This is a genomic window from Sphingomonas echinoides (genome assembly GCF_029623395.1).
GTDB lineage: Bacteria > Pseudomonadota > Alphaproteobacteria > Sphingomonadales > Sphingomonadaceae > Sphingomonas > Sphingomonas echinoides_A.
In genome coordinates, this window is the sequence record NZ_JAPYKK010000022.1 from 1 (window position 1) to 22,793 (window position 22,793).

Genomic DNA, 22,793 nt, shown 5'->3' on the forward strand with positions numbered 1-22,793 from the left:
GCCGCTAAGAAGGCGACGACCGCCCCCGAAAGAAGCACTTTGCCGAACGCCATCGTACACCTCATGGAAGCGAATAAGCGACGACCGCGTCGCTCGTCGCCGGTTGGAATGCGAACCCGCCGGTCGCGACGACCGCGACCATTTGCTTGCCGCCGCGCGGGCGGTAGGTCATCGGCGTGCTGTAGCTCGAGGCGGGCAGCGTCGTCGTCCACAGCGGCTTGCCGGTGCGCGTCTCGAACGCGCGGAACATCGCGTCGCGCGTCCCGCCGATGAAGGTTACGCCGCTCGCCGTCGTGATCGGCCCGCCCGCGCTGAGCACGCCGACATCCTTGAGCGCGGGATCGGCATTGCTGCCGAGCGTCGTCCGCCACGCGACCTCGCCGGTCGCGACCGACACCGCGACGAGCTCGCCCGCCTTGCCCTTGTGGCACGGGATTCCGCTCTCGGGATCGCTGAAATAGGCATAGCCGCGCTTCATTCCCCAACTGCCGTCGGGTTGCTGCGCGAGCTGTTGCGGGCTTGCGAGCTGGTTGAGGTTGATGACGTACAGCCCGGTTGAAGGATCGAACGACCCGCCGCCCCAATCACTCCCGCCGAGGCTTCCGGGGAAGAAGTTGACCGACGAGTCCGCGCGCAGCGGCTGGAACATCTTGCTGGGGACGATCGTCAGATCCTTGACCATCTTCTCGCACGCCGCGCGCAGTGCAGGCGGTCCGTCGACGATCTCGTCCGCGTTCCAGCTCAGCCGCGTCAGCGGCGCGGGCTTGGCGGGCATCGGCTGCGTCGGCCACGGCTGTTCGCCGGGAACGTCGGTATCGGTCGGCACCGGGACTTCGCGCACGTCGAACACCGGTTTGCCGGTGACGCGGTCGAGGATGAACATGATCGACATCTTGTTCATCACGACGATCGCGGGGATCGTCCGCCCGCCACGCTTGAGGTCGACCAGCGTCGCCACGGGCACGTCGACGTCCCAGATGTCGTGATGCACCGTCTGGAAATGCCAGAGATACTTGCCCGTCTTGGCATCCACCGCGACGATCGAATTGCCGTAAAGGTTCTTGCCCTTGCGGTCCCCGCCCCAGCGATCGAACGTCGGCGCGCCGAGCGGGAGATAGGCGATGCCGCGCTTGTCGTCGACGACGACGAAGGTCCAGGCGTTGACGCCCGAACGCCCCTTCCAGCTTTCGCCGTCCCACGTCCCGAAATTGGCTTCGCCCGGCTGCGGGATCGAATGGAAGGTCCAGACGAGCTTTCCGGTGGCGGCATCCCAGGCGCGCACGTCGCCCGCTGCGCCCTTGGTCGGCATCTCCTGGACGCGCGATCCGGTGATGATGAGGTTGCGATAGATTGCGGGTGGCCCGCTCATGCCGAGCGGCGCGCGCGTACCGTTCATCACCTCGGGGGTTTTCATCGTGATCGCGCCGTCGGTGCCGAAGCCCGCGGCGGGTTTCCCGGTCTTGGCGTCGAGCGCGTACAGTTTGCCCGCGCGCCCGCCGAACACGACGCGCGGCGCGATGCCCTTGCTCCCCGGCCAATAGGCGACGCCACGAGTCGACGGCTGGTCGTTGGCCGGAAGTGGGAACACCCACAGTTCCTTGCCCGTCGCTGCATCCAGCGCGACGACGCGACGGTACGGGGTCGCGAGATACATCACGCCGTCGACCACCACCGGAGTCGCTTCGGAGGCGGAGAAGCCGGTGCGAAACTTCTGCGGTACGCTGTCGGGCATCGGGATCGTTTCGCCCGTCGTTCCTGCGGGGCGCATGTGATACGTCCACGCGGGTTGCAGCTGCGCGACGTTCGCCGGGGTGATCTCGGTCAGCGGGGAATTGCGCGCATGCCCCTCGTCGCGTCCGTAGCTTGCCCAGTCGGTTGCGCTCTTGCCGCCCCCGCTTTGCCCGATAGCTGCAGCGATTGGCAACGCCAGCAGTGTCGCGGCAATGCCGACACGGGATGATCGTCGCACGGTCCGGTGGTTCAAGGCGATCTCTCCTATCATGCGCGTCCACCAGCAATTTTGGCAGCGCGCATTGTTTCGATTATGGGAGGATGCTAGCAACCTGTCGGATCATATACAATATGATCCGGAGCGTTCGTCGGCTAAAGGCGAGTTTCAAGGGGAGAAAACCGGATGCCAAACTTGCCGCTCGCGGGTCTGCGCGTACTCGACATATCGCAGGTCATGGCCGGACCGTTCTGCTGCATGCTGCTCGGCGACATGGGCGCGGACGTGATCAAGATCGAACCGCCGCGCGTCGGCGATTCGACGCGGCATTCCATGGGGTTCCGCCTGAAGGGCGAGGACAGCCCGGGTTTCCTGGCGCTCAACCGCAACAAGCGCAGCATCACGCTCGATCTCAAGGACGCGGCTGACCGAGAGGTGCTCTATGCGCTGGTCAAGACCGCCGACATCGTGGTCGAGAATGCACGTCCCGGCGTGTCGAAGCGGCTTGGCATCGATTACGATACGCTCGCGGCGATCAACCCGCGACTGATCTACGCGAGCATCTCGGGGTTCGGCCAGACCGGACCATGGGCGCAGCGCCCGGGGTTCGACCTGATCGCGCAGGCGATGTCGGGCGTGCTCAGCTCCAACGGCTTCCCGGGCATGGAGCCTGCCAAGAATTCGATCGCGGTCGCCGATCTCGGGGCGGGGCTGTTTTCGGTGTACGGCATCCTCAGCGCGGTGATCGGGCGGCAGACCTCGGGGCAGGGGCAATATATCGATGCGTCGCTGCTCGAGGCCGCGATGGGCCTGTCGATCTGGGAAACGACCGAATTGTGGGGCACGGGCAAGTCGCCGACTCCGATCGGTTCGGCCAATCGGATGTCCGCGCCGTATCAGGCGGTGCTCGCGTCGGACGGCTGGTTCGTGATCGGCGCGGCCAATCAAGGATTGTGGCTCAAGTTCATCGCAGTGATCGGTCGCGCCGAGCTGCAAGATGATCCGCGCTACGCCAATAACGCCAACCGCGTCGCCAACCGGCTGGTGCTGATCGAGGATCTCGCGCCGACCTTCCTGACGCGCACCAAGCAGGAATGGATCGACGCATTGCTCGAAGCGGGCGTGCCCGCCGCGCCGATCCTCGATTACGGCGAGGCGGTCGAGAGCGAACAGGCGATCGCGCGCGACATGGTCCAGATGATCCCGCATCCGGTCGAAGGTGAATTCAAGGCGCTCGGCTTTCCGGTCAAGATGCGCGGCACGCCGCAGGAAGTTCGCCTGCCGCCACCGCTGATCAACGAACATAGCGCGGAGATCCGGCGCGAACTGGTCGAGCGCGGGTTGCTTGCCGCCGAGCCGAAGACGGCGGAATGAGCGCGGCACAGCTTCTGTTCGAGCGCGACGGTCATGCCGCGCATATCCGGTTTGACAATCCGTCCGCGCACAATGCGCTGACCGGCGAAATGTGGATCGCGCTGCGTGATGCCGCACGCGCGATTGCGGCGGATCCGGCAATCCGCGTCGCGACGTTCCGCGGAGTCGGCGGGAAGGCGTTCATCTCGGGCACCGACATCAGCAAGTTCGCGGACTTCACTACGGGCGCGCAAGGCGTCGCCTATGAACGCGAGATCGACGAATGCATGGCCGCGGTGGATGCGATCCCGTGCACGACGATCGCGATCGTCGAGGGCTGGGCGGTCGGCGGGGGGCTCAACATTTCGTCCGCCTGCGACTTCCGCATCGCGACCAGCGACGCGCGGTTCGGGTCGCCGATCGGGCGGACGATCGGCAATTGCCTGTCGGCGGCGAGCGTCGCCCGGATCGGTAGCGCAGTCGGGGTGCAGTTCGCGAAGCGGATGGTGCTGCTCGGCCAGTTCCTGACCGCGGAGCAATTGCTCGACAGCGGCTTCCTGCTCCAGATCGTAGAGCGCGATGCGATCGACGCTGAAGTCGCCACGCTGTGCGCCCGCGCGATCGAGAATGCGCCGCTGACGACGCGCGTCACCAAGGAAACGATCCGTCGCATGACCCACGCGGATCTGCCCGCGATCGAGGATCTGATCGACCAGGTCTATGGCAGCGCGGATTTCCGGAGGGGCGTCGGCGATTTTCTCGCACGGACCAAGCGCGTCCCCGACTGGACCGGCGACTGAGCGTCACCGGTCCGTCGGGGTCCGATCAGGCGGGCTTCTGCGCGATGATCTTGACGTTGGACATCATCGGCGCAGCGGGTGGCAACGCGACCTCGCCGGCGGGAAAGCCGTTCGACTGTAAAACATAAGCCTCGATATCCGACACCGTGCGCCCGCTCAGGCTGCCCGGCGCACTGAGTGGCATCGTCGTCTTGATCCGGGTAAACAGATCGCCCGCCGAGGTATTGTTCCAGTTGTTGAGAAAGCCGGCGCCGGTCAGCGCGGGCGCAACGTCGATCCCGGCAAGACTTTCGCCGTGGCAGGCCGCGCAACTCGCAGCATAGGCCGCCTTGCCGCGAGTCGCCTGCTCCGCCGTATAGGCACCTGTCCAGACGGTCTTCTCCGCCGTTTGCGCGCGCGTCGCGACCGCGCCGCCAAACGCAATCATGCTGGCGAGAGCGATCATCCCGGTCGTGGTCATCTTGAACTGGGCCATCATGCTTTTCCTGGAAGACGGTACGCGATCAGCTCGGCGCTGGTGTTACCACCGCCGGTTGCTACGACAATAAATTGTTTTCCTTCAAGGCGATAGGTCATTGGCGAGCCGCTTTGCGGGGCGGGCATGTAGACGGCCCCCTTTTCCTCGCCAGTCGCCTTGTCATACGCGCGCAGCATCGCGCCGCGGATGCCATATTCATTCGTGTAGAACCCGGCCTCGCCACAAATCACCAATGTCTTGGTCAGTAGCGGCCCGAGATTGCCTGCCCGACCGGTGCGCGGGATCTTGAGCCCCTTGAGCGCGGGGTGGTTGCGGATGTTGTCGGGGGTCTCGCCGTGCGCGACCTGCCATTTGAGATCGCCCTTGGTGAGGTCGATTGCGGTGATCCGGCCGTACGGCGGCTTGAGCAGCGGCAATCCCTTGATCGCAAGGAACCCGGGAGGAAGGCTTCCGCTGGGGCGACCGCCGGGTCCGCCGCCGGGTTGTCCGCCGGGACGCGGTACGCCGGGAGGCGGGCCGTCGGGGCCGAGCATCCCGCCATAGCCGCCGCCACCCGCTGCGCCCATGTTCGTCTGCGGTCGCGGTGTGGCACCCGCAATGCCGTGGATTTGCGGAAACTGCGAAACTTTGTCGTTGGCGTTGGGGACGATCCCGATCACGCTCGGCTGGTTCTTGGAATAGACGTAGACGATGTGCGTTTCAGGATCGTAGCATCCGCCCGGCCAATTGGTCCCGCCCTGGATGCCGGGGTTGGTAATCGTTCCCCAGCGGCCCGGCTTGCTCACGACAGGCGGCGTATAGAGCGGCCCGATCTTGTAATTCTTGACGAATTCCACTGCCTCGGCGCGCAGCTCTGGCGTGAAGTCGATCAGATCGTCGATCGTGACGCCCTGCACGTCATACGCAGGCGGCTTGGACGGGAACGGTTGCGTCGGCGCGTACCATTCGCCGGGAACGTCCCCCGCCTCGACTTTGCGCTCCGAGATCGGCCAGATCGGCTTTCCCGTCTCGCGGTCGAGCACATAGAGGAACGCCTGCTTGGTCGGCTGCGCGAGCGCCTTGACCATGCGGCCCCTGACCGGAATGTCGCACAGGATCGGGGCACACGGGATGTCGCGGTCCCACAGGCCGTGATGGACGAACTGGTAATGCCATTTGCGCACCCCCGTCTCCAGGTCGAGCGCGACGAGCGACTCCCCGAACAGCGCATTGCCGCGGCGGAACATCCCCATCTCGTCCCCGGTCGGCAATTCTACAGGCACATAGACCAGCCCGAGCCCCTCGTCGGCGGACATTTCCGCCCATACGCCGGCATTGCCCGCTTCGTCCGCGTCGCCGTTGATCCAGCTGTCGTAGCCGAACTCGCCCTTCCGCGGGATCGTGTGGAAGATCCACTTGCGCTTGCCGGTGCGCACGTCGAACCCGCGGACATAGCCTTTGACGTTCTTGCGCACCGTCGGCACGTCGCCTGCGCTGTGTGCCGCACCGACGACGACCGTGTTGCGCGCGATCAGCGGGGTGGCGTGCAATCCGACATCCGCGGTCTCGACATCGAGTTCCTGGTCGAAATCGCGCTTGAGGTCGACGATCCCGTTGGTCCCGAACGCGGGGTCGGGGGTTCCCGTGGCGGCATCGAGCGACACGAGCTGATAGCCGGTCGTGACATACAAGATCCGCTCGAGCGTCCCGTCGGTCCAGTAGGACACGCCGTGCCCCGACAATTGCCGCGGTGAGTTGAGCGCGCGCTGGCCTTCGTCGAGCCGGTGCATCCACAGCAATTCGCCCGTCGCGGCATCGATCGCGATACAGTCGCGGCGCGATCCTGCGGGCAGGTACAGCCGTCCCTTGATCAGCAACGGCGTCGGCTCGAACTGGAACTCCTTGCGTGCACCGAGCACGTCGGTCTTGAAACTCCACGCGACTTCGAGGTCCGAGAAGTTCTCCGCGGTGATCTGCGCGAGCGGCGAATAGCGCGTGTTGGCCTGGTCGGCGGCGTAATGCCGCCATTCGGTGTCCTTGCCGTCGTCCTGGGCGGGCTGCGGGGCCTGCAACGGCGCAAAGGCGAGCGTGGGGGTGCCGAAGCCTGCCGCGACGACGGTCGCGGCAGTGCCGCCCAAGAGTCTGCGTCGAGATATATCCCACATCGCGCGTGTTTCCTCTCCAATCATCCCAATTCAGCGATGAGCCTGTATCCGGCTCTTACCAGCTGACGGCGATGTACTTGATCTCGCAATATTCGATCAGTCCGTGATGCGATCCCTCGCGTCCAAGACCGCTTTGTTTCATGCCCCCGAACGGCGCCGCCGCATCCGAGACCAGCCCGCGATTGACCGCGACCATCCCGCATTCGATCCGCTCGGCGATCTGCAGCGCCTTTTTCAGGTCTTCCGAATAGACATACGCCGCCAGACCGTATTCCGTGGCATTCGCCAACCGGATCGCGTCTTCGGGATCGTCGAACGGGATGATCGCGGCGACCGGACCGAACACTTCGTCCTCGAGGATGTCGGAACCGGGCTGAACGTTGGCGATCACCGATGGCGGATAGAAGAACCCTTCGCGCTCCAGCGTCTTGCCGCCGAGCCGGACGTCCGCGCCCTTGGCGACCGCATCCGCGACCAGCCGCTCGATCTTGTCGATCGACGCCTGGTTGATCATCGCGCCACACTGCGTCGCGGCGTCGCACCCCGCGCCGACCGTCATCGCGCCCATCCGCGCGACGAGCTTCTCGACGAACCGGTCATGGATCTCGCGCTGGACGTAGAAGCGGTTGGCGGCGGTGCAGGCTTCGCCCGCGTTGCGCATCTTGGCGACCATCGCGCCCTCGATCGCAGCGTCGAGATCGGCGTCGTCGAACACGAGGAAGGGCGCGTTGCCGCCAAGCTCCATCGAGGCGCTGACCACGGTATTCGCCGCTTCGCGCAACAGGATCCGCCCGACTTCGGTCGATCCGGTGAACGAGAGTTTGCGCACGCGTGGATCGTTGAGGATCGCGCTGCACATCGGGCCGGGGTCGCTCGCGTTGAGGACGTTGATGACGCCCGCCGGAACGCCCGCGCGGCGCATGATTTCCGCCACCGCAAGCGCGGTCAGCGGGGTTTCCTCGGCGGGCTTGAGGATGCACGTGCACCCGGCGGCGAGCGCAGGGGCGATCTTGCGGGTCGCCATCGCGGCGGGGAAATTCCACGGCGTGATCAGCAGCGCGATGCCGATCGGCTGGTACTGCACGAGGATCCGGTTCGCGCCGCCGGGGGCGATCCCCATCTCGCCATTGATGCGCACCGCTTCCTCGGCATACCAGCGAAAGAATTCGGCGGCATAAGCGACTTCGCCGCGCGCATCGGTCAGCGCCTTGCCGTTTTCCAGCGAGATCAACTGCGCAAGCCATTCCTGCTCGGCCATCATCGCATAGAAACAAGCGAGCAGGATGTCGGCGCGTTTGCGCGGCGGTGTCGCCGCCCATCCCGCGGCGGCGGCGGACGCCGCATCGACTGCCGCGATTCCTTCCGCAACGCCGCCATCGGCGACCGCGGTCAGCGTCTCGCCGGTCGAGGGATTGATGATGTCGATCCGCGCGGCCGTGGCGGAATCGACCCAGGCGTCACCGATCAGCAGTCCGGTCGGGATCGCGAACGGCGCCGGGCGGTCGCCGGCGGCGGGGGGCGTATAGCTAAGCGAGGTCATGCGGAAATCCTGATCTCAAGCGGCGACGAGCGACGCACGGTCGCCCGCGAACGCCGCGCGGGTAATGGTGGTCATCGCGGGCAGGTCGAGCGGGCGCGGGTTGTTCTTGATGAGCCGCGCCGCATCGAGCGAATGCTCGGCGACGAAATCCTGCTGGTCCGCGCGCAGTCCGAGCGCCTCGAGCGAAAGTGGAATGTCGATCCGCGCGAACAGGTCGGCGACCGCGTCGATGAACGCTTGCGACCGGGCGGCTTCGTCTTCGCCCGTCAGCCCGATCAGCTCGGCAAGCTCGGCAAACGCGGGCGCACACGCCGGGCGGTTGAACTGCATGACGAACGGCAGCAACGTCGCGACGCCAAGCCCATGCGCGGTATGCGTCAGATTGCCGACCGGATATTGCAGCGCATGGGCCGCCGCAGTCCCCGCCGTGCCGAATGCGCACCCCGCCGCAAGCGAGGCGAGCATGATCCCCTCGCGCGCCTCGATATCGCTGCCGTCGCGATACGCGCGTTCGAGATAGGTGAAGACGTTGGTGACCGCGAGTTTCGCCATATGGTCGGACAGCACGTTCTTGCCGACGAACACATGCTCCTCGGTCAGCAGCGGGTCGATCGGGCGGGCGAGTGTGGTGAACGCCTCGACCGCGTGCGTGAGCGCGTCCGATCCCGAGAAGGCGGTCAGCGCGGGGGGGCAGGTGACCGTCAGCTCGGGGTCGCAGATCGCGACCTGCGGGATCAGATGTGGGCTTGCGATCCCGACCTTCGCGCCGCGCTCCTCGTCGGCGACGACCGCGACCGGCGTCACTTCGGATCCAGTGCCCGATGTCGTGGGGATCGCGATCAGCGGGATGACCGGGCCGGGCACCGCGAACTCGCCATAATAATCGCGGACGCTGCCACCGTGCGTCAGCAGCACCGCAACGACCTTGGCCAGATCGATCGAACTGCCGCCGCCAACGCCGATGACGACATCGGGCGCGAAAGTGTGGACCTGCTCGATACAGGTGTCGATCGACTGCAACGGCAGATCGGGGATCGTGCCGTCGAAGACGTGGGTTTCCACGCCATGCGCCGCAAGATCGGCGAGCATCGCGGCGAACTCGGGTTGCGCCGCCTGGCGTTCGTCGGTGCACAGCAACGCGCGCCGACCGACCCGGGCGGTCGTCGAGCCGAGCGCGGCACGCTGGCCGCGCCCGAACAAAATGCTCCGCGGAAGCCGCAGCGCGCCGAACATGGGGGGGGTGTCGTTCACTTTTTCGGGCCGCCTAATGTTTTGAGGTATGCGATGACGTTGGCGCGATCCTGCGGATCGCCGACCGGGGGGGCCATCATCTTGGTGCCGGGCACGACTTTGGTCGGCCCCGACAGGTATCGCGAAAGCGTGGCGTCGTCCCATTTGAGCCCCGACGCCTTCATCGCGGGCGAATAGGTGTAGCCCGGAAGCGTCCCTGCGCGGCGGCCGTGGACGCCCGCGAGATTCGGTCCGATCCCGCCAGTCGCTGTCGGGTCGACCCGGTGGCAAGCGGCACAGCGCGCGAACACAGCCTTGCCCTTTACCGCATCGCCCGCCGCAGGGGCGGCACCGCCCGGCGACACCAGCATCGCGCCTGCCAGCGCGGCGAGCGCGAGACCGAAGGGTGCTGATAACATACGTCGGTACGGACGCGGCATCATGCAGGTTCCTCCGCAAGCCGATACATTGGCTTGGACGCGTCGATCGTGAACGACAGCAGGCAGGCGACGAGCGCGAGCCCGGCAATCACCGCGAAGGCCGAGGCCCAGCCGTAGTGGGTCGCGAGCCACGCGGTCAGCGCGACCGCGATCGCCGCGCCGATGTTGCCGGTGGTATTCATCACCGCCGAGACCGAGCCGGCAAATTCGCCGCCGACGTCGAGCGTCACCGCCCACGATACGCCCACCGTCAGTTCGAGCGCGAACAGCGCGAGCGCAAACCAGGCGATGCTCACCTCGGGCGCTTCGGTGTAAGCCGCAAACAGCACCGCGATCGAAGAGACGAAAAAGCCTCCGGCGAGGACGGCGCGCCGCGCGAACTTCACGTCGCCGGTCCGCTTGAGCAATGTATCCGACAGCACGCCGCCCGAAATGTCGCCGATCAGGCCAGCGACGAACGGCAGGCTCGCGAAAAGGCCGAGCTTGGCGAGCTCGATCCCGCGCGCGGCATTGAGATATTTCGGAAACCAGCTGAGGAAGGTGCCGATGTCATACGCATAGCAGAAGTACATCGCGGCCAGCAGCCACATCTGCCGGTTCGACAGGATCTGCTTCCACGGCACCTTGCGCTTGCCGGTCTTGAACGGGCCGAGCGCATCGGTGATCCGGGCCAGCTCGGCTTCGTTGACCCGCGCGTGTTCGCCGGGCGTGTTGCGATAGAAAGCATACCAGCCGATCGCCCAAAGGATGCCGACTGCGGCGAAGAGCAGGAACGGCAGCCGCCAACCGAGCGACGACATGCCGATCAGCGCCACCACCACTACCGGCGTGATCGCCGCTGCCGAACGCGAGCCGGCGTGCGTCGTACCCTGCGCGATCGCGCGCTCCGACGGCAGCATCCAGCGCGACAGCGCGCGGTTGGCGATCGGGAAGGATCCGGCCTCGCCCATGCCGATCAGGAACAGGAAGACGGCCATCGATGCCGCCGACCAGGACAGGGTCGTCAGCGCGGTCAGCGCCGACCACCAGACCACCACGCAGGTCAGCGCGGTGCGCGGCCCCACTCTATCGCCAAACCAGCCGCCGGGGATCTGGAACAGTGCGTAGGCGATGCTGTAGCTGAACAGCACCCAGCCCATCGTGATCGTGTCGAAGGAAAACTCCTTCTCGATGAAGGGGGTCGCCACGGACAGCAGCACCCGATCGAGATACGTGATGAAATACGCCGCGACGACGCACGCCAGCACGAGATACCGCGTGCGGCTGGCCTTGAGACGCGTGCCGACGGAGCCGAGGATCGCGGCCCGGGCGCCGGTCATTGAACCGCTGGCCCGCAGGCATCCGCTGCGCGCCCGGTGCAAGTCTGCCAGATCGTCGGAACCTTGCGGCCCGCGATATAGACCGCGTTGATCGCGCGGGTGTTGCGGATATCCGCGATCGGATCACGATCGAGCACCAGTAGGTCGGCCCATTTGCCCTTTTCGATCGTGCCGGTCTGCGTCGTGCCGAGGAACTTGGCATTGGTGCCGGTCGCCGCGGTCAGCGCCTGGAGCGGGGTGACGCCCGCCTTGACCATCAGCTCGAGTTCCCAATGCGCGAAATAGCCGGGGAAACGCGCGGACGGCCCACTGTCCGTGCCCATGCCGTAGGCGACGCCGTTCTTCGCCTGCGTGGCGAAGTTCGCCATCGCATTGCTGAACGCTGCCGGATATTTGGGGAAGAGCGGCGAGCTGCCCAGCTTCTGCTGCCGCGCGGGCGCCTTGAGCGCGGCGATCGTCGTCGGCGCGACCCCGCGCGCGAAGAACGGATCGTCGACGAACGGGAGGAGCGTATAGGTGAACGACGCCTCGCGGCTGAGCGTGGAGGCAAGCTGCCACGTCCCCCGCGCCTTCATCGTGCGCGACAGTTCGGGCCCGGCGGCGCGGTCGCGGACCTGGTGCATGAAGACGTCGATGCCCTCGCGCGTCAGTTCGGCGGCATTGTCATAATAGAAGATGTGCCCGGCGGTCTTCTTGCCAGCCTTGTGCGCGGTCTCGATCACCGCCTTGCTCATCGCGTAGGGCATGCGCTCGGCGATCGTCGAGAATTCGTCGTCCATCCACAGCTTGATGAAATCGTCGCCCTTTGCGATTTCGCGCGTCACCATCGCGCTCGCTTCAGCAGGGGTCGCGACCATCTGGTCGAGCCCGGGCACGCCGCCATAGCTCCCCTTGAACACCACTCCGCGGCCCGCGGTATAGGCGCGCGCCATGTCGATCCGCCCGATGCGCCGCTGGTCGGCGATGACGTCGTGGATCGCATCGCCGTCGGTGCCGAGCGTATAGACCGACGTGACGCCATAAGCGGCGTACAGGTGGAGCTGCCGTTCGATATTCGCGCGATTATAATATTTCGCATAATTCTGGTCGACGCCATCGACCAGCCCAAGGTGGACGTGGCTGTCGATGATCCCGGGCATCAGATATTTGCCACGAAGATCTTCGGTCGTCGCAGACTTGGGGGCGGGCGCTTTGGCCGCCGGGCCGACCCAACTGATCCGGCCGTCGACCAGGACCAGCGACTGATCCGTGACCGGTGCGCGCCCGGTCCCGTCGATCAGCGTGAAATGCTCGAGCACCACGGTTTGCGCGTGCGCGCTACCGGCCAGTAGCAGAGCGGCCATGGCCAGACCAACGCCCGGTGCTCTTCGCTTCGATGGATCTCGCCGCCGTTGCAGCATCGATCGCCTCTCCCATTCATATCCTATAGGATTTGAGTAGGTGGTCGGTTCGGTGGTGTCAAGCGTCGTAAGCTGCTTACCGGGACCGGTTCTCGACGCTATTCGTCGGTCGCGGCGAGTACCCGATCCATGCGTTGCTGCGAACATTCCAGATGCCGTCGCACCGCCTGCTCAGCCGCACCGGGATCGTGTGCAACCAGCGCATCGATGATCAAACGATGCTCAGCCGCAGCCTCTTGTGGCGCGTTGGTGTGATAGAGGGCACGGAAAATATGGAGATGCGCGTGCAGCCGTTCGATCGTCTCCGCGATCAACCGGTTGCCGCTGCCGGTCGCGATCAGCCGGTGGAGCGTCGCATCCGCCTCGGCAAACCGCGAATAGGCATGCGCATCCCCGTCGGCGATGCTCGACATGTCGCGACCGACTGCCTCAAGGATCGCGATCGACTCGTCGGTCATTGCTTCCGCCGCGCGCGCTGCCGCATAGGGTTCGATGAGCTGGCGCAGCGTATAGAGGTCGCGAACGTCCTCCCGCGACATTTGCGCACTCGCGCGGTAGCCCACGTTCGGCAATTTGGTGACGAGCTTCTCCGCCTCGAGTTGGCTCAACGCCTCGCGGATCGGCGTTTGCGAAATGCCCAGTTGCCGCGCCACGGCATCGATCGCGATCCGCTCGCCGGGGGCAATCTCGAGGCTCATCAACATCGCCAGCAAGTGCTGATACGCATGCTCTACCATGGTTGGACCGGCTGTGTTGCGGGGCCCTCGTAGTCCGGAATGCGAGGGAGCGTGTCGGCTTACGGGCGGTACATTCGTCGTCATACCAGTTTAATATAGGATTCGCTGATCTAGCGGAAGCTGAACGCCCATATTCTTCGTATTTTCGCGTCGCGATCGATACTGCCCGTCGCGTCGCTGATCCCGTGCTGCCGGTACAGGTCTGTTGCCTTCATGCCCCCCCGCACGGGCGCGCATCTCCCCGCGAACCATGCCTCGAGTGGGCAAGCGAATGACGACGCGGGATAAATCTTGAAAAAGTGCCTTGGATGCAGAAGGCAAGTGGCGGAGCGGGAGTCCGTAAACACGACTCAGCACAAGCCGTCACAACCCGTCAGAAGCACACCAACCGTTTGATTATCCTCGGTATTATGCCGTCAGTAGGCGTCAGGGGTAGGCAGGGTTGAAAGTACTTGGCGAGTAGAATTGGTGAGTGTCAGACCGTGTATCTAGCCAATCCAGGACACCCGCCATGCCCCTCAATACCCGCACCATCCGAACACTTGTGAAGGCTCAACGGCCAGGCATGTGGGCCGCTCGCAACGGGCTAAACCTTATCATCTCAGTGAGCGGTTCGACCACATGGGGGCTGCGCTATTCAACCAGCGACGGCAAGCGACGCCTGATGAAGCTGGCTGACTATGATCCAATAGATGAATCAACACTCGCGGCGTTGGAGGCCGAGGCGGCGGAACACCGGAAGGCGATCAAGGCGGGCATCGACCCTTTGGCCGACCGTGAGGCGGCTTCGCTGGCAATCACCGAGACGATCACTCCGGTTGCGGCGACGTTCAAGGAATCAGCGCTGGAATACATTGCAGAGAATAAAGGGGGCTGGAAAAACCCGAAGCATCGCCAGCAATGGGAGAACACTCTTACGACCTATGTCTATCCGCTCATTGGCGACAGGCTGACGCACGAGGTAACGATGGATGACGTAAAGCGCATTCTTCAACAGCCTCATCAACGCAACGGCATTCAAGCGACCCTGTGGACTGGTGCGCGTGAAACGGCGTCACGTGTGCGCAGCCGCCTTGAGATTGTGATCAGCGCGGCCAAGGCGAAGGCAATGGCCGACAACAGCAATGCGGAACGGCAAACGCTTTGGCGGAACCACCACAATCCAGCTGACACTGCCAGCCTTCGCTACGCCGGGCTAAACGGCAAACAGGCTAAGTCGAACTTCAAGGCAATGGACTGGAAGCAGGTTCCGGCTTTTATGGCTGAACTGCGATCGAAGTCAGACTATTCCGCTAGGGCGCTCATACTGACCATCCTGTGCGCGACGCGATCAAGCGAAACGCTCAACGCCACATGGACGGAATTTGACCTCGACAGTGCCACGTGGACCATCCCTGCCAACCGGATGAAAATTGGCAAAGAACATCGTATTCCACTATCCACCACCGCTGTGGACCTCTTGCGGACAACCCTGCGGATAGAAGGTAATCCCTACGTCTTTCCCGCCGCAAAGCGTGAACGACCGTTGTCGAATATGGCGATGCTGGAAATGCTACGCGGAATGCGAAAGGGCGAATGCCTGACGGTCCACGGTTTTCGATCGGCATTCCGTGATTGGATTACCGAGACGACATTGCACCCTGATGCAGTTGCCGAACAAGCGCTTGCGCACGCAATCGACAACAAGGTTGAGCGGGCATACCGACGCGGCGACGCGTTTGAGAGGCGAAAGGATTTAATGCAGCAGTGGGCTGATTATCTTTTGATAAACGCCGAGACATACTCACGAAGTTGGTCGCGATTCATTGCGTGATCTTTTTGTTCTTCGTAACCTACTACGTAGATATGAGTTATCGAGCGAGACGCCGAGCATGTTGCAATAAGCGACATTACATCAGAGTTTCCTACTCGAAATACCTTCTGTCCGTCTTGATTATCTTCTGCTCCTGATTGATTGCGGCCCAGTCCTGCATAAATTACAATAGTGTGTGGCGCTTTCGGTGCGACCTCGCCCTTTAGTAGATGGATTACTTCCGTCACAGCCATATCTCCTGTTGACTATCTATGACGCATAGCGCACCTTGTTGGCGTTGTCGCTACCGTTGGATGACGAGCGAGAACAGGGCCGGATAGCCCGAGCCGGAAGGACCGGTGCTTTGCTGGCGGATGCCCGCGATCCCAACATTAGCACCGCGAGGCTATCCTATGAGCGATATCACAGTTTTGACCGTCGATCAGGCGTGCAAGGAACTCTCCCTGAGCGAGCCGACCATGCGTCGGTACGCGAAAGCCGATCCTTCGTTTCCCAAAAAGGTCCGCCTGTCCGCCAGGCGGGTTGGCTATCTACGCCGGGATATCGAAGCTTATCTTTCACGCCAGCGTGAAGCCGCATTCGCGTCATAGACCAACCCCAGCAGCCAGGTTGGCTAGCGGTTTGGTTAGAAGCGCAAAAATACGTAATGTTTTCAGGCAGAATGGCGGAAATTATATCCGTCGCACCTGAAAAACAGCCCGGTAGCGCGAGCGCACCGGGCCAAGGGATTCAACATGAGTGATGTAATGGAAGCGGCTGCGGGCCGCAACGGCATCGCCGCGCCCGAAGCCATGATGCCTTATCGGCAATTCGTGCTGTGGCGGCTTGAGCAGAAACCGGGGAAGCCGAAGCTCGACAAGGTGCCATTTAGCCCGACCACAGGGGGGTTGGCGGCGGTGAACGATCCAGCAACGTGGAGCGATTACGCAACAGCGTGCGTCACGTTCAAAACGGGCCGATATGACGGCATCGGCTTTGTGTTCACCACCGACGATCCGTTCGGCTTTATCGACCTGGACGATTGCGGAGATGCAAATGGCGGTTGGAAGCCGCACGCGCAGGAGATGTTCACCGCTTTTCCGGGCGCATGGGAAGTGTCTCAATCGGGCAAGGGCCTGCATGGCATCGGTCATGTGGGCGACAAGAGCAGGCTGGCCGGGAAGCGACGAAAATGGAGCGACGGCCGCAACCGCTATGAATGCTATTGGTTCGGTCGGTTCGTTGCGTTCGGTGGCCTCGGATGGAGCGGCACCGTTGATGCTGACTGGACCGAGGGGCTAGCGGCTCGGCTCCCTAATGACGAGCAGACGAACGAACCGGCTTCCGTCGCTTGGATCGACCAACCGCGACCGGACTATGACGGTCCGATCGATGATGATGAGTTGATCACACGATTATTGGCCAGCCGTCCGCCCCTGACAACGCTGGGTAAGGCACCGTCGCCCGCGTCGCTTTGGAACGCCGACGGCATGCAGCTTGGGCAGTTTTTCCCCGATGATGGCGGGCAGGTTCGCCCCTTCGATCACAGCAGCGCGGATTTAGCGTTAGCCAACCTTTTGGCATGGTGGACCGGATGCAACCCGGCGCGGATGGAACGCCTCTTTAACCGCTCCGCACTGTCGCGCGGCGATACTCGAAAGGCACGGCTAGCCATTAGCAAAGCCATCGCTGATCCTGCCCGATCATATTTCAGTCGCGCGCAACGCCAGCGCGACGATGAGCATATTGGCGATGACCTTCAAACCGAAGCGCTGCCCGATATCATGACGCTTGAAGAAGCGTTGAACGATCTGATTTTTGTGGGCGACGGTTCACAGGTTGTTAGTCGCACCACCAAGCGTGTCCGCAAATATAATGACGCTGTTCACGAACATGCCGCTTCGAAACATTTTATCGATACCGGCAAGTTCGATGATGCAGGGCGACCGATCCTCAAATCGGCATCGGTAATGAAAATATGGTTGGAAGGCCCGACACGATTGAGCGTCGATACAATCACATGGGCACCGGGCGAGCCAGAGTTTTGCCACGCACCGGAGCGGCTTCAAGCTGGCGACCGCGCATATAACCTGTGGACACCGCCGCGCATGATGCCGCAGCCGGTAAACTGGCAAGAGTTGGTATTGCCGTTTTTACAGCACGTTGCCTATCTTGTACCAATTGAAGCGGAACGGGATCGGTTCCTTTGCTGGATCGCGCATATATTCCAACGTCCCGGAGAACTGCCGCACACCTGCTATTTGATGATTGCAACGCAGACCGGCATCGGACGCGGCACGCTTGCGAGTATCCTTACGCGGGCGCTACGCGGATACGTCGCAGCCAATATGAACGTTGATGCGCTCTTTGGCGGCTTCAATGGGCGAATATCACAGAAACTATTGGCAACGGTCGATGAGGTTCGGGAAGGCAATTCGATCAACCGTTACGCTAAGGCGGAAGCGCTCAAGTCGAAAATCACGGAGGAAACGCGATCACTCAATCCGAAATACGGCGCGCAATCAGTGGAAAAGAACTGTTGCCGGTGGTTGATGTTTTCCAATCATCTCGACGCCCTGCCTATCGATAACAGCGATCGTCGCGTTATCGTGATCGAAAACCAGACGTGGCGCGCCAAGCCGGAATGGTACGGCTATTTGCACGGCAAAATGACTGATCCAGCGTTTATCGCATCGGTGCAACATTATTTCGTGACGCACGACCTGGCAGGCTTCAACCCGCACGAACCTGCACCCATTAACGACGCCAAGCGGAAAGCGTTGGGCGCGCTCGAAACGGACGCAACGCGGGCGATCCGTGACTTTGCAGACCAGTGGCCTGGTGAGTTGGCCACGGTGGGTGACCTCCGCGCTTTCTTAGGCGATGATGCGCCTACCGGGCGGGCGCTCCACCATGAGATCGAACGGGCCGGGATGCAGACGGCAGGTAAAATTAAAATTATGGGCCGATCCGAAACCGTGCTGATCGTCAAAGGCGCGCTGACCCGCGATGATATCGTGACCGTAGCTAAATCAGCGATCCTTAACCGCATTACCGTAGCGCAGGGGCGGTTTAGGGCCACAGAGGGGTAGGCGGTTCCCGAAGTTCTCGAAGTTCCGGATAATCCAGAACTCCATAAAGTCCCTCGTCACTCCATAATTATGAAAAATAAGTTTTGGGTGTGTGAGATATCGAGAACTTCGAGAACTTCGAGAACCGGCGCTAGCGTGAGCGGCCTGACGGGCTGAGCGGATACCGCCTCCGCTTTCGTGCTGAAAAGGTTCCTTTCATTCAAACGGTTATCGCTTTGACCGAGCGCTTACTCACCAAGCGGCTTACCAATTTCGTCGTTATCGTCGCGCTGATCCTAGCGTTTGATCGCGTCAATAAGCCATTGTGGTCGCATAATTGATCCTAGTCGCTTTTTATGAATTAGCCTCAGTGGCATTTCAATGACTTTTAGCATTGCGGTGCCGTCAGCTAAATCTACCGACTTTGAGTCTTTATTTCAGTAAAATAAGTTTTTGGTAATGTCTCGATGAGGATAGTATGCGGCAATAGTCTCGAATTTATTTGTAATGATGTTTGCGATGGTCCTCGCAGTGGTCGTTCATGTGAAATTATTTAAATGTCGTCAATTAATTTTACTTGACGACTACTAACCGGATGACACTAAATAGCGTCATACCGTCCCACAGGGCGGATTTAGGGAAAAAATCATGCACATTCTATTCTCGACCACGTCACGCGCCGCGCTCATCACCGCAACTACCACTGACGACCGGCGCGCTTACGGTTCCATTCCAACTGAACTCGAAGCGCCAGGTAGCCCTTTCCAAAACCAAACAGTTGCGCTCCGTGAGGCAGCGGAAACGTTCGCGACTGAAGCATCCAAGATCGTCACCGTCTTCCAGCGGATCGCGTGGAAAGAAAAGTTACTTCACCTGGCGGCGACCGTGGTCGCGCCTTCGATTCAAAACCTCATCCGGGATGGACGCGCGGAAGCCGCCGCTATCAAAGCAGCGTGGGCGCGAACAATGACAGTGCCAGTCGCAGACGTTGCTACGGCCATGCTTCGTCAGTGGGACTTAGCCGCGTTCGCCTCTGGATCGACGGGCGAAAAGGCGGCGTGGATCGAACGTGCCGGGGTCGAGCAGCTCGCAGCGATCATAGAGGCAGGACGTGAACGCTTTCCAGAAGTGCCGTCCGAAATATGGGATCGCACTGAAAGTCGGTACGCGGTCCTGCATTTCATCCGCACCGCTGGAACCGCCGCCGATCACGCTCGCAAATCCACGCTTGAGGAACCGCTAGCCGTCGGCGTTGACATGAGGGCTGCGGAAGGGGCGGCTAACGAATTGTTGCAACAGCATCACCGGCGTAGCGACATGATCGCAACTGTCGAACAGGCAGTCCAAGGTGTTACCGAGGTCGTCGCCCTCACGTGCGACACGGATATCCATGCCGCATTCGATATGCTGACGACCGGCAAGGTGCCCCAATGACAACCGGGCCGCAATTGCCGCCCGTTGTGATCCTCCCCGCTGACCAGACGATGACGGCGGGGCAGGTACGCACGGCACTAAACACTAGCCGCCAAACCCTCTCGCGATACCGCCAGCTTTACGCCTTTCCGGCGGCGGAACATCGCGGCGCACGATCCATCATGAGAACGGCGGACCTAGCGGCTTTCCTCAATGCGTTTGGATCGACGGTGAAATGGGCATGACCGATAATGTCGCTAGATTATCGGCTCCACGTGATCCGCACGGTCGGTTCGCGCCGGGTGGCTTGGGCCGTCCTAAGGGGGCCGTAGCAAAGCACAGTCGAACGTTGCTGAAGCAGGTTAAGGCAATGGGGCCGGATGCAGTGCAGAAGCTATGGGAGGCGCTCACGGCGGGCGAGCGGTGGGCAATCGAGACAGTTTTATCGCATGTGTTGCCCCGCGACCGCGCGATTGAATGGGAAGGCGTCGAGCCAGACGATATTCGCGAGGCGATCCGCGCCGGTGACGTCGGAAGCGATGAAGCCGCCCGGCTGGCAACTGTCTTGGCCAAAATTAGCGAGATTGAGGATATCGCGACCATCCGCGACCGCTTGGACGAGTTAGAACAGGCGATCCGCGATGCGAAGTGAGAAACGGCGACTGGACCACCTGTGGACCACTGTGCGCCCTGCCAAATCCCTTGCCGCTCGATTAGCGAACCTGACGGCGGAACAGTGCGCCGCTTATGACGCGTGGGTCGCTGGCCAAGAACGGTGGCGTGAAAGTGAACCGCACCTCAATGCGTATCGGCGCATTCTCAATGGCGACGTCGGCCCACAGCTTCGTCGCGATGTGCAAGACGCTCTGTTTGGCAGCGCACCTACCATCCCGATCGATGCCACCGCCGCTGATGCGGCGGAAATATACCGCCGTTACGCGTTTGGAGATTGAGCCATGCATCTTGCCCACATTGTCGATGCGAGAGTCGTTCTCGCGCTATCTAACAGTTTTGATATTATCGACATAATGCCGGTCAGCCGCACGTACCGACCGCCGCCATGTGTGATCCGACTTGGCGGGATCGTGCCAGAAACCTACGGACCATCGCGAATTGCCGATCACCGGTATTTTGCTGATGGCTTGGCTTGCTTGCGACTGCTGAACTGGACAATCGAGCAACGACTGAAATGGAACGGGAAAACGCTGCGCAATGCTTTCAATCGGCTGTTCACACAAAGCCCAACCGATGCGATCAAGCCGGCTATGCGCGTTTTCGCAGGTACGTGGAGCAATGCGCCGGGCGAGGAAGCCACCTTCATCAATGATGAATGGCACCGGCACCCGCGCGAGATGATGGCACTGGCCGTTGCGGGCGAGCTCGACAGGCAGGGGCTAATCGATCCGAGACTATAACTACAATCGACCTAGTAGCGCATATCACACGCTTAGTACCCATGCGTAGGTTCTCAGGAGCGACCGGGTTTGGTGGAGAGCGGCCTGGCCGCTTTGCGTAATTCGCGGTCTATCCACTTGGTGGCTGCCAGGGGTAATTTCAGTCAAAAGCGGGTCTTTCACACCGGCTCGCAACCATGACAGATATGCGCGAGGCAAGCCCACCCCCCGGAACGGTAGGAGGTCGCCGCGAACCAGAGCATCGCCTGGCGGCGGGATTGAACGTTGTCGAGCACCACGCCTTCGGCTACCCAATACACCAACCACGGAGGCAGCGTTGATAATTTGGGATTACGCGCTGCCCGGCAGCATCATTCTTCTGAAGCTAATGCTGCGGCTCGGGACCGATCAGGAAACTAACGGAGCCGACACGCTAAAAGCAATTCTTGTTTTCCCGGTCGATATCGCGTTTCTGTCTCTCTCCTACGGAACGGCGATCCTTTACGCTTCTCAAGGAAACCTTACTGGACAGGTACCCGTTAAGGCAGTCTTAACAATTGCTTTTCTAGCAGTATTTCTTCTCATACCTGTTATTATTGTATCGAAAAAGTCGGAGCGGGCATTGGTATTAGCGAGAACCCGGCAGGCTGGGTGGCTTGCAACCTTGGGATATACTCTCGCCCTTTCGATCACAACGTTATCAATTTCGATAGGAGGTTTATTCTGATGAATGACCTCAAGCTATTCTTGTCCAGCACAATGCTGCAAACACTTATCACCACAGTCCCAATTGTAACAATTGTATACTGGCTGATTCGTCGCCTTATGAGAGAGTTTATTGAGGGTCAGCAACGCAGCCGATATGATGATGCTAAGCGAGAGGCAGTACTATCGGAAGTGCGAGCCTCGTATGAGCATCGTATAGCTGACTTAAGTCGTGAGATGGTTGCGACTCGCGACCGTTGGGAGGACGCCAATCATCTCCTTATAACTGGTCAAAGCAAACAGTCGCTCACGCCATCAAACCGTGCAGTTGATGTCGATAGCTTTTTGAAGCCGTATGGCTTGGATTCTAAACAGATCAAGGTTGAACCAGATAAGATTTTCGTTCTCACGCCTTTTTCATCTGATGAACGCGGCGTGTATGATACTATCAAGACTGCTTGTTCGGAAGCAGGTTTCATGGTGATTAGAGGTGACGAGCGACGTGCTGACGGAGACATACTGCCTCAGATCATAGAAGGAATTGTCTCATCGCAAATCGTGATTGCAAACATCTCGTCAAGGAACCCTAACGTCTTTTTTGAGCTTGGGTTGGCGATGGCAATGGGAAAGCCAACACTCCTCCTTTCTGACACTCTTTCAGATATTCCATTCGATCTACAAAGCCGGCGCATATTAGTTTTCAAAACGGTTGAAGATCTGCGCGAACGACTGACGGTTGCGCTGCTCCAAACCGTGAGAGCCATTCGGGGCTAAACACGTTCTCAAAATATGGCAGTGCAGATCCTGCGCGCTGCGGTAGACTACAGCGGCAAGGCGAAGGTCCGCACGACGCCGTCCGCCTCGCGCTGCGGTTACCCTACGTTACGGTGATCGGATCGGTTAGCAGATCAACCACGCGCTACCGCGACGACAACGATCACAATGGGTTAACCTACCTGATCGACGGAGGATTGATCCGCCTATTAGAGCAGCTCGCCGCCGCTGCCCGCTACAGGTAAAGGCAAATCG

General features: G+C 61.5%; 20 protein-coding genes. 11 read left to right on the forward strand and 9 right to left on the reverse strand.

What is annotated here, in order from left to right:
- Nucleotides 1-61: 61 nt before the first annotated feature.
- On the reverse strand, nucleotides 62-1,984 hold the full coding sequence (locus tag QBJ92_RS13160) for a PQQ-binding-like beta-propeller repeat protein (RefSeq protein WP_277970161.1): 1,923 nt from the start codon (nucleotides 1,982-1,984) through the stop codon (nucleotides 62-64).
- A 150-nt stretch (nucleotides 1,985-2,134) separates the two neighbouring features.
- Between QBJ92_RS13160 and QBJ92_RS13165 the strand changes: the two genes are divergently transcribed.
- Together QBJ92_RS13165 and QBJ92_RS13170 are read left to right on the forward strand one after the other, a co-directional pair.
- A complete protein-coding gene (locus QBJ92_RS13165; RefSeq protein WP_277970162.1) occupies nucleotides 2,135-3,322 on the forward strand; it encodes a CaiB/BaiF CoA transferase family protein in 1,188 nt (395 codons plus the stop codon).
- Nucleotides 3,319-4,101: an enoyl-CoA hydratase gene (locus QBJ92_RS13170; protein WP_277970163.1), complete on the forward strand. Its 783-nt coding sequence runs from the start codon at nucleotides 3,319-3,321 to the stop codon at nucleotides 4,099-4,101. The genes QBJ92_RS13165 and QBJ92_RS13170 overlap by 4 nt, the downstream gene beginning before the upstream one ends.
- Nucleotides 4,102-4,126: 25 nt before the next feature.
- On the opposite strand, the gene QBJ92_RS13175 is transcribed toward QBJ92_RS13170, so the two are convergent.
- The 8 genes from QBJ92_RS13175 to QBJ92_RS13210 form a co-directional block, all read right to left on the reverse strand.
- A complete protein-coding gene (locus QBJ92_RS13175) occupies nucleotides 4,127-4,576 on the reverse strand; it encodes a c-type cytochrome (protein WP_277970164.1) in 450 nt (149 codons plus the stop codon).
- Nucleotides 4,576-6,723 carry a PQQ-binding-like beta-propeller repeat protein gene (locus QBJ92_RS13180; RefSeq protein ID WP_277970165.1) on the reverse strand — a complete coding sequence of 716 codons (2,148 nt, stop codon included), beginning with the start codon at nucleotides 6,721-6,723 and terminating at the stop codon, nucleotides 4,576-4,578. Before QBJ92_RS13180 ends, QBJ92_RS13175 begins: the two co-directional genes overlap by 1 nt.
- A gap of 55 nt (nucleotides 6,724-6,778) precedes the next feature.
- Nucleotides 6,779-8,263, reverse strand: coding sequence for an NAD-dependent succinate-semialdehyde dehydrogenase (locus QBJ92_RS13185; RefSeq protein WP_277970166.1), 1,485 nt, complete (start codon nucleotides 8,261-8,263; stop codon nucleotides 6,779-6,781).
- A gap of 15 nt (nucleotides 8,264-8,278) precedes the next feature.
- Nucleotides 8,279-9,514, reverse strand: coding sequence for an iron-containing alcohol dehydrogenase (locus QBJ92_RS13190; protein WP_277970167.1), 1,236 nt, complete (start codon nucleotides 9,512-9,514; stop codon nucleotides 8,279-8,281).
- Nucleotides 9,511-9,936: a c-type cytochrome gene (locus QBJ92_RS13195; protein WP_277970168.1), complete on the reverse strand. Its 426-nt coding sequence runs from the start codon at nucleotides 9,934-9,936 to the stop codon at nucleotides 9,511-9,513. Before QBJ92_RS13195 ends, QBJ92_RS13190 begins: the two co-directional genes overlap by 4 nt.
- Complete coding sequence (locus tag QBJ92_RS13200; RefSeq protein WP_277970169.1) at nucleotides 9,933-11,252, reverse strand: MFS transporter; 1,320 nt, start codon at nucleotides 11,250-11,252, stop codon at nucleotides 9,933-9,935. Before QBJ92_RS13200 ends, QBJ92_RS13195 begins: the two co-directional genes overlap by 4 nt.
- Nucleotides 11,249-12,595 (reverse strand): amidohydrolase family protein, encoded by a 1,347-nt coding sequence (locus QBJ92_RS13205; RefSeq protein ID WP_277970170.1) that lies wholly within the window; start codon nucleotides 12,593-12,595, stop codon nucleotides 11,249-11,251. The genes QBJ92_RS13200 and QBJ92_RS13205 overlap by 4 nt, the downstream gene beginning before the upstream one ends.
- 155 nt (nucleotides 12,596-12,750) lie before the next feature.
- Nucleotides 12,751-13,473 carry a GntR family transcriptional regulator gene (locus tag QBJ92_RS13210; protein WP_347342795.1) on the reverse strand — a complete coding sequence of 241 codons (723 nt, stop codon included), beginning with the start codon at nucleotides 13,471-13,473 and terminating at the stop codon, nucleotides 12,751-12,753.
- Nucleotides 13,474-13,900: 427 nt separating this feature from the next.
- Here QBJ92_RS13210 and QBJ92_RS13215 point away from each other — a divergent pair, with 427 nt between their 5' ends.
- The 9 genes from QBJ92_RS13215 (at nucleotide 13,901) to QBJ92_RS13255 (ending at nucleotide 22,538) form a co-directional block, all read left to right on the forward strand.
- Nucleotides 13,901-15,202, forward strand: a complete 1,302-nt coding sequence (locus QBJ92_RS13215) for a tyrosine-type recombinase/integrase (RefSeq protein ID WP_277970172.1) — start codon at nucleotides 13,901-13,903, stop codon at nucleotides 15,200-15,202.
- 392 nt (nucleotides 15,203-15,594) lie between these two features.
- A complete protein-coding gene (locus tag QBJ92_RS13220; RefSeq protein ID WP_277970173.1) occupies nucleotides 15,595-15,792 on the forward strand; it encodes a helix-turn-helix transcriptional regulator in 198 nt (65 codons plus the stop codon).
- A gap of 144 nt (nucleotides 15,793-15,936) precedes the next feature.
- A complete protein-coding gene (locus QBJ92_RS13225) occupies nucleotides 15,937-18,273 on the forward strand; it encodes a DUF5906 domain-containing protein (RefSeq protein WP_277970174.1) in 2,337 nt (778 codons plus the stop codon).
- Between the two features lie 627 nt (nucleotides 18,274-18,900).
- Nucleotides 18,901-19,686: a hypothetical protein gene (locus QBJ92_RS13230; RefSeq protein ID WP_277970175.1), complete on the forward strand. Its 786-nt coding sequence runs from the start codon at nucleotides 18,901-18,903 to the stop codon at nucleotides 19,684-19,686.
- A gap of 328 nt (nucleotides 19,687-20,014) precedes the next feature.
- Nucleotides 20,015-20,317, forward strand: a complete 303-nt coding sequence (locus QBJ92_RS13235) for a hypothetical protein (RefSeq protein ID WP_277970176.1) — start codon at nucleotides 20,015-20,017, stop codon at nucleotides 20,315-20,317.
- Nucleotides 20,307-20,618, forward strand: coding sequence for a hypothetical protein (locus QBJ92_RS13240; RefSeq protein WP_277970177.1), 312 nt, complete (start codon nucleotides 20,307-20,309; stop codon nucleotides 20,616-20,618). The genes QBJ92_RS13235 and QBJ92_RS13240 overlap by 11 nt, the downstream gene beginning before the upstream one ends.
- A 3-nt stretch (nucleotides 20,619-20,621) precedes the next feature.
- Nucleotides 20,622-21,080, forward strand: a complete 459-nt coding sequence (locus tag QBJ92_RS13245; protein WP_277970178.1) for a hypothetical protein — start codon at nucleotides 20,622-20,624, stop codon at nucleotides 21,078-21,080.
- Nucleotides 21,081-21,396: 316 nt separating this feature from the next.
- Nucleotides 21,397-21,786, forward strand: coding sequence for a hypothetical protein (locus tag QBJ92_RS13250; protein WP_277970179.1), 390 nt, complete (start codon nucleotides 21,397-21,399; stop codon nucleotides 21,784-21,786).
- Nucleotides 21,786-22,538, forward strand: a complete 753-nt coding sequence (locus tag QBJ92_RS13255) for a hypothetical protein (RefSeq protein ID WP_277970180.1) — start codon at nucleotides 21,786-21,788, stop codon at nucleotides 22,536-22,538. Before QBJ92_RS13250 ends, QBJ92_RS13255 begins: the two co-directional genes overlap by 1 nt.
- Nucleotides 22,539-22,793 lie beyond the last annotated feature (255 nt).

Bases quoted from the DNA above. Each gene is read 5' to 3' on its own strand.
- QBJ92_RS13165 (WP_277970162.1), top strand. From the start codon at position 2,135: ATGCCAAACTTGCCGCTCGCGGGTCTGCGCGTACTCGACATATCGCAG.
- QBJ92_RS13170 (WP_277970163.1), top strand. From the start codon at position 3,319: ATGAGCGCGGCACAGCTTCTGTTCGAGCGCGACGGTCATGCCGCGCAT.
- QBJ92_RS13175 (WP_277970164.1), bottom strand. From the start codon at position 4,576: ATGGCCCAGTTCAAGATGACCACGACCGGGATGATCGCTCTCGCCAGC.
- QBJ92_RS13180 (WP_277970165.1), bottom strand. From the start codon at position 6,723: ATGTGGGATATATCTCGACGCAGACTCTTGGGCGGCACTGCCGCGACC.
- QBJ92_RS13185 (WP_277970166.1), bottom strand. From the start codon at position 8,263: ATGACCTCGCTTAGCTATACGCCCCCCGCCGCCGGCGACCGCCCGGCG.
- QBJ92_RS13195 (WP_277970168.1), bottom strand. From the start codon at position 9,936: ATGATGCCGCGTCCGTACCGACGTATGTTATCAGCACCCTTCGGTCTC.
- QBJ92_RS13200 (WP_277970169.1), bottom strand. From the start codon at position 11,252: ATGACCGGCGCCCGGGCCGCGATCCTCGGCTCCGTCGGCACGCGTCTC.
- QBJ92_RS13205 (WP_277970170.1), bottom strand. From the start codon at position 12,595: ATGGCCGCTCTGCTACTGGCCGGTAGCGCGCACGCGCAAACCGTGGTG.
- QBJ92_RS13210 (WP_347342795.1), bottom strand. From the start codon at position 13,473: ATGACGACGAATGTACCGCCCGTAAGCCGACACGCTCCCTCGCATTCC.
- QBJ92_RS13215 (WP_277970172.1), top strand. From the start codon at position 13,901: ATGCCCCTCAATACCCGCACCATCCGAACACTTGTGAAGGCTCAACGG.
- QBJ92_RS13220 (WP_277970173.1), top strand. From the start codon at position 15,595: ATGAGCGATATCACAGTTTTGACCGTCGATCAGGCGTGCAAGGAACTC.
- QBJ92_RS13225 (WP_277970174.1), top strand. From the start codon at position 15,937: ATGAGTGATGTAATGGAAGCGGCTGCGGGCCGCAACGGCATCGCCGCG.
- QBJ92_RS13230 (WP_277970175.1), top strand. From the start codon at position 18,901: ATGCACATTCTATTCTCGACCACGTCACGCGCCGCGCTCATCACCGCA.
- QBJ92_RS13240 (WP_277970177.1), top strand. From the start codon at position 20,307: ATGCGAAGTGAGAAACGGCGACTGGACCACCTGTGGACCACTGTGCGC.
- QBJ92_RS13245 (WP_277970178.1), top strand. From the start codon at position 20,622: ATGCATCTTGCCCACATTGTCGATGCGAGAGTCGTTCTCGCGCTATCT.
- QBJ92_RS13255 (WP_277970180.1), top strand. From the start codon at position 21,786: ATGAATGACCTCAAGCTATTCTTGTCCAGCACAATGCTGCAAACACTT.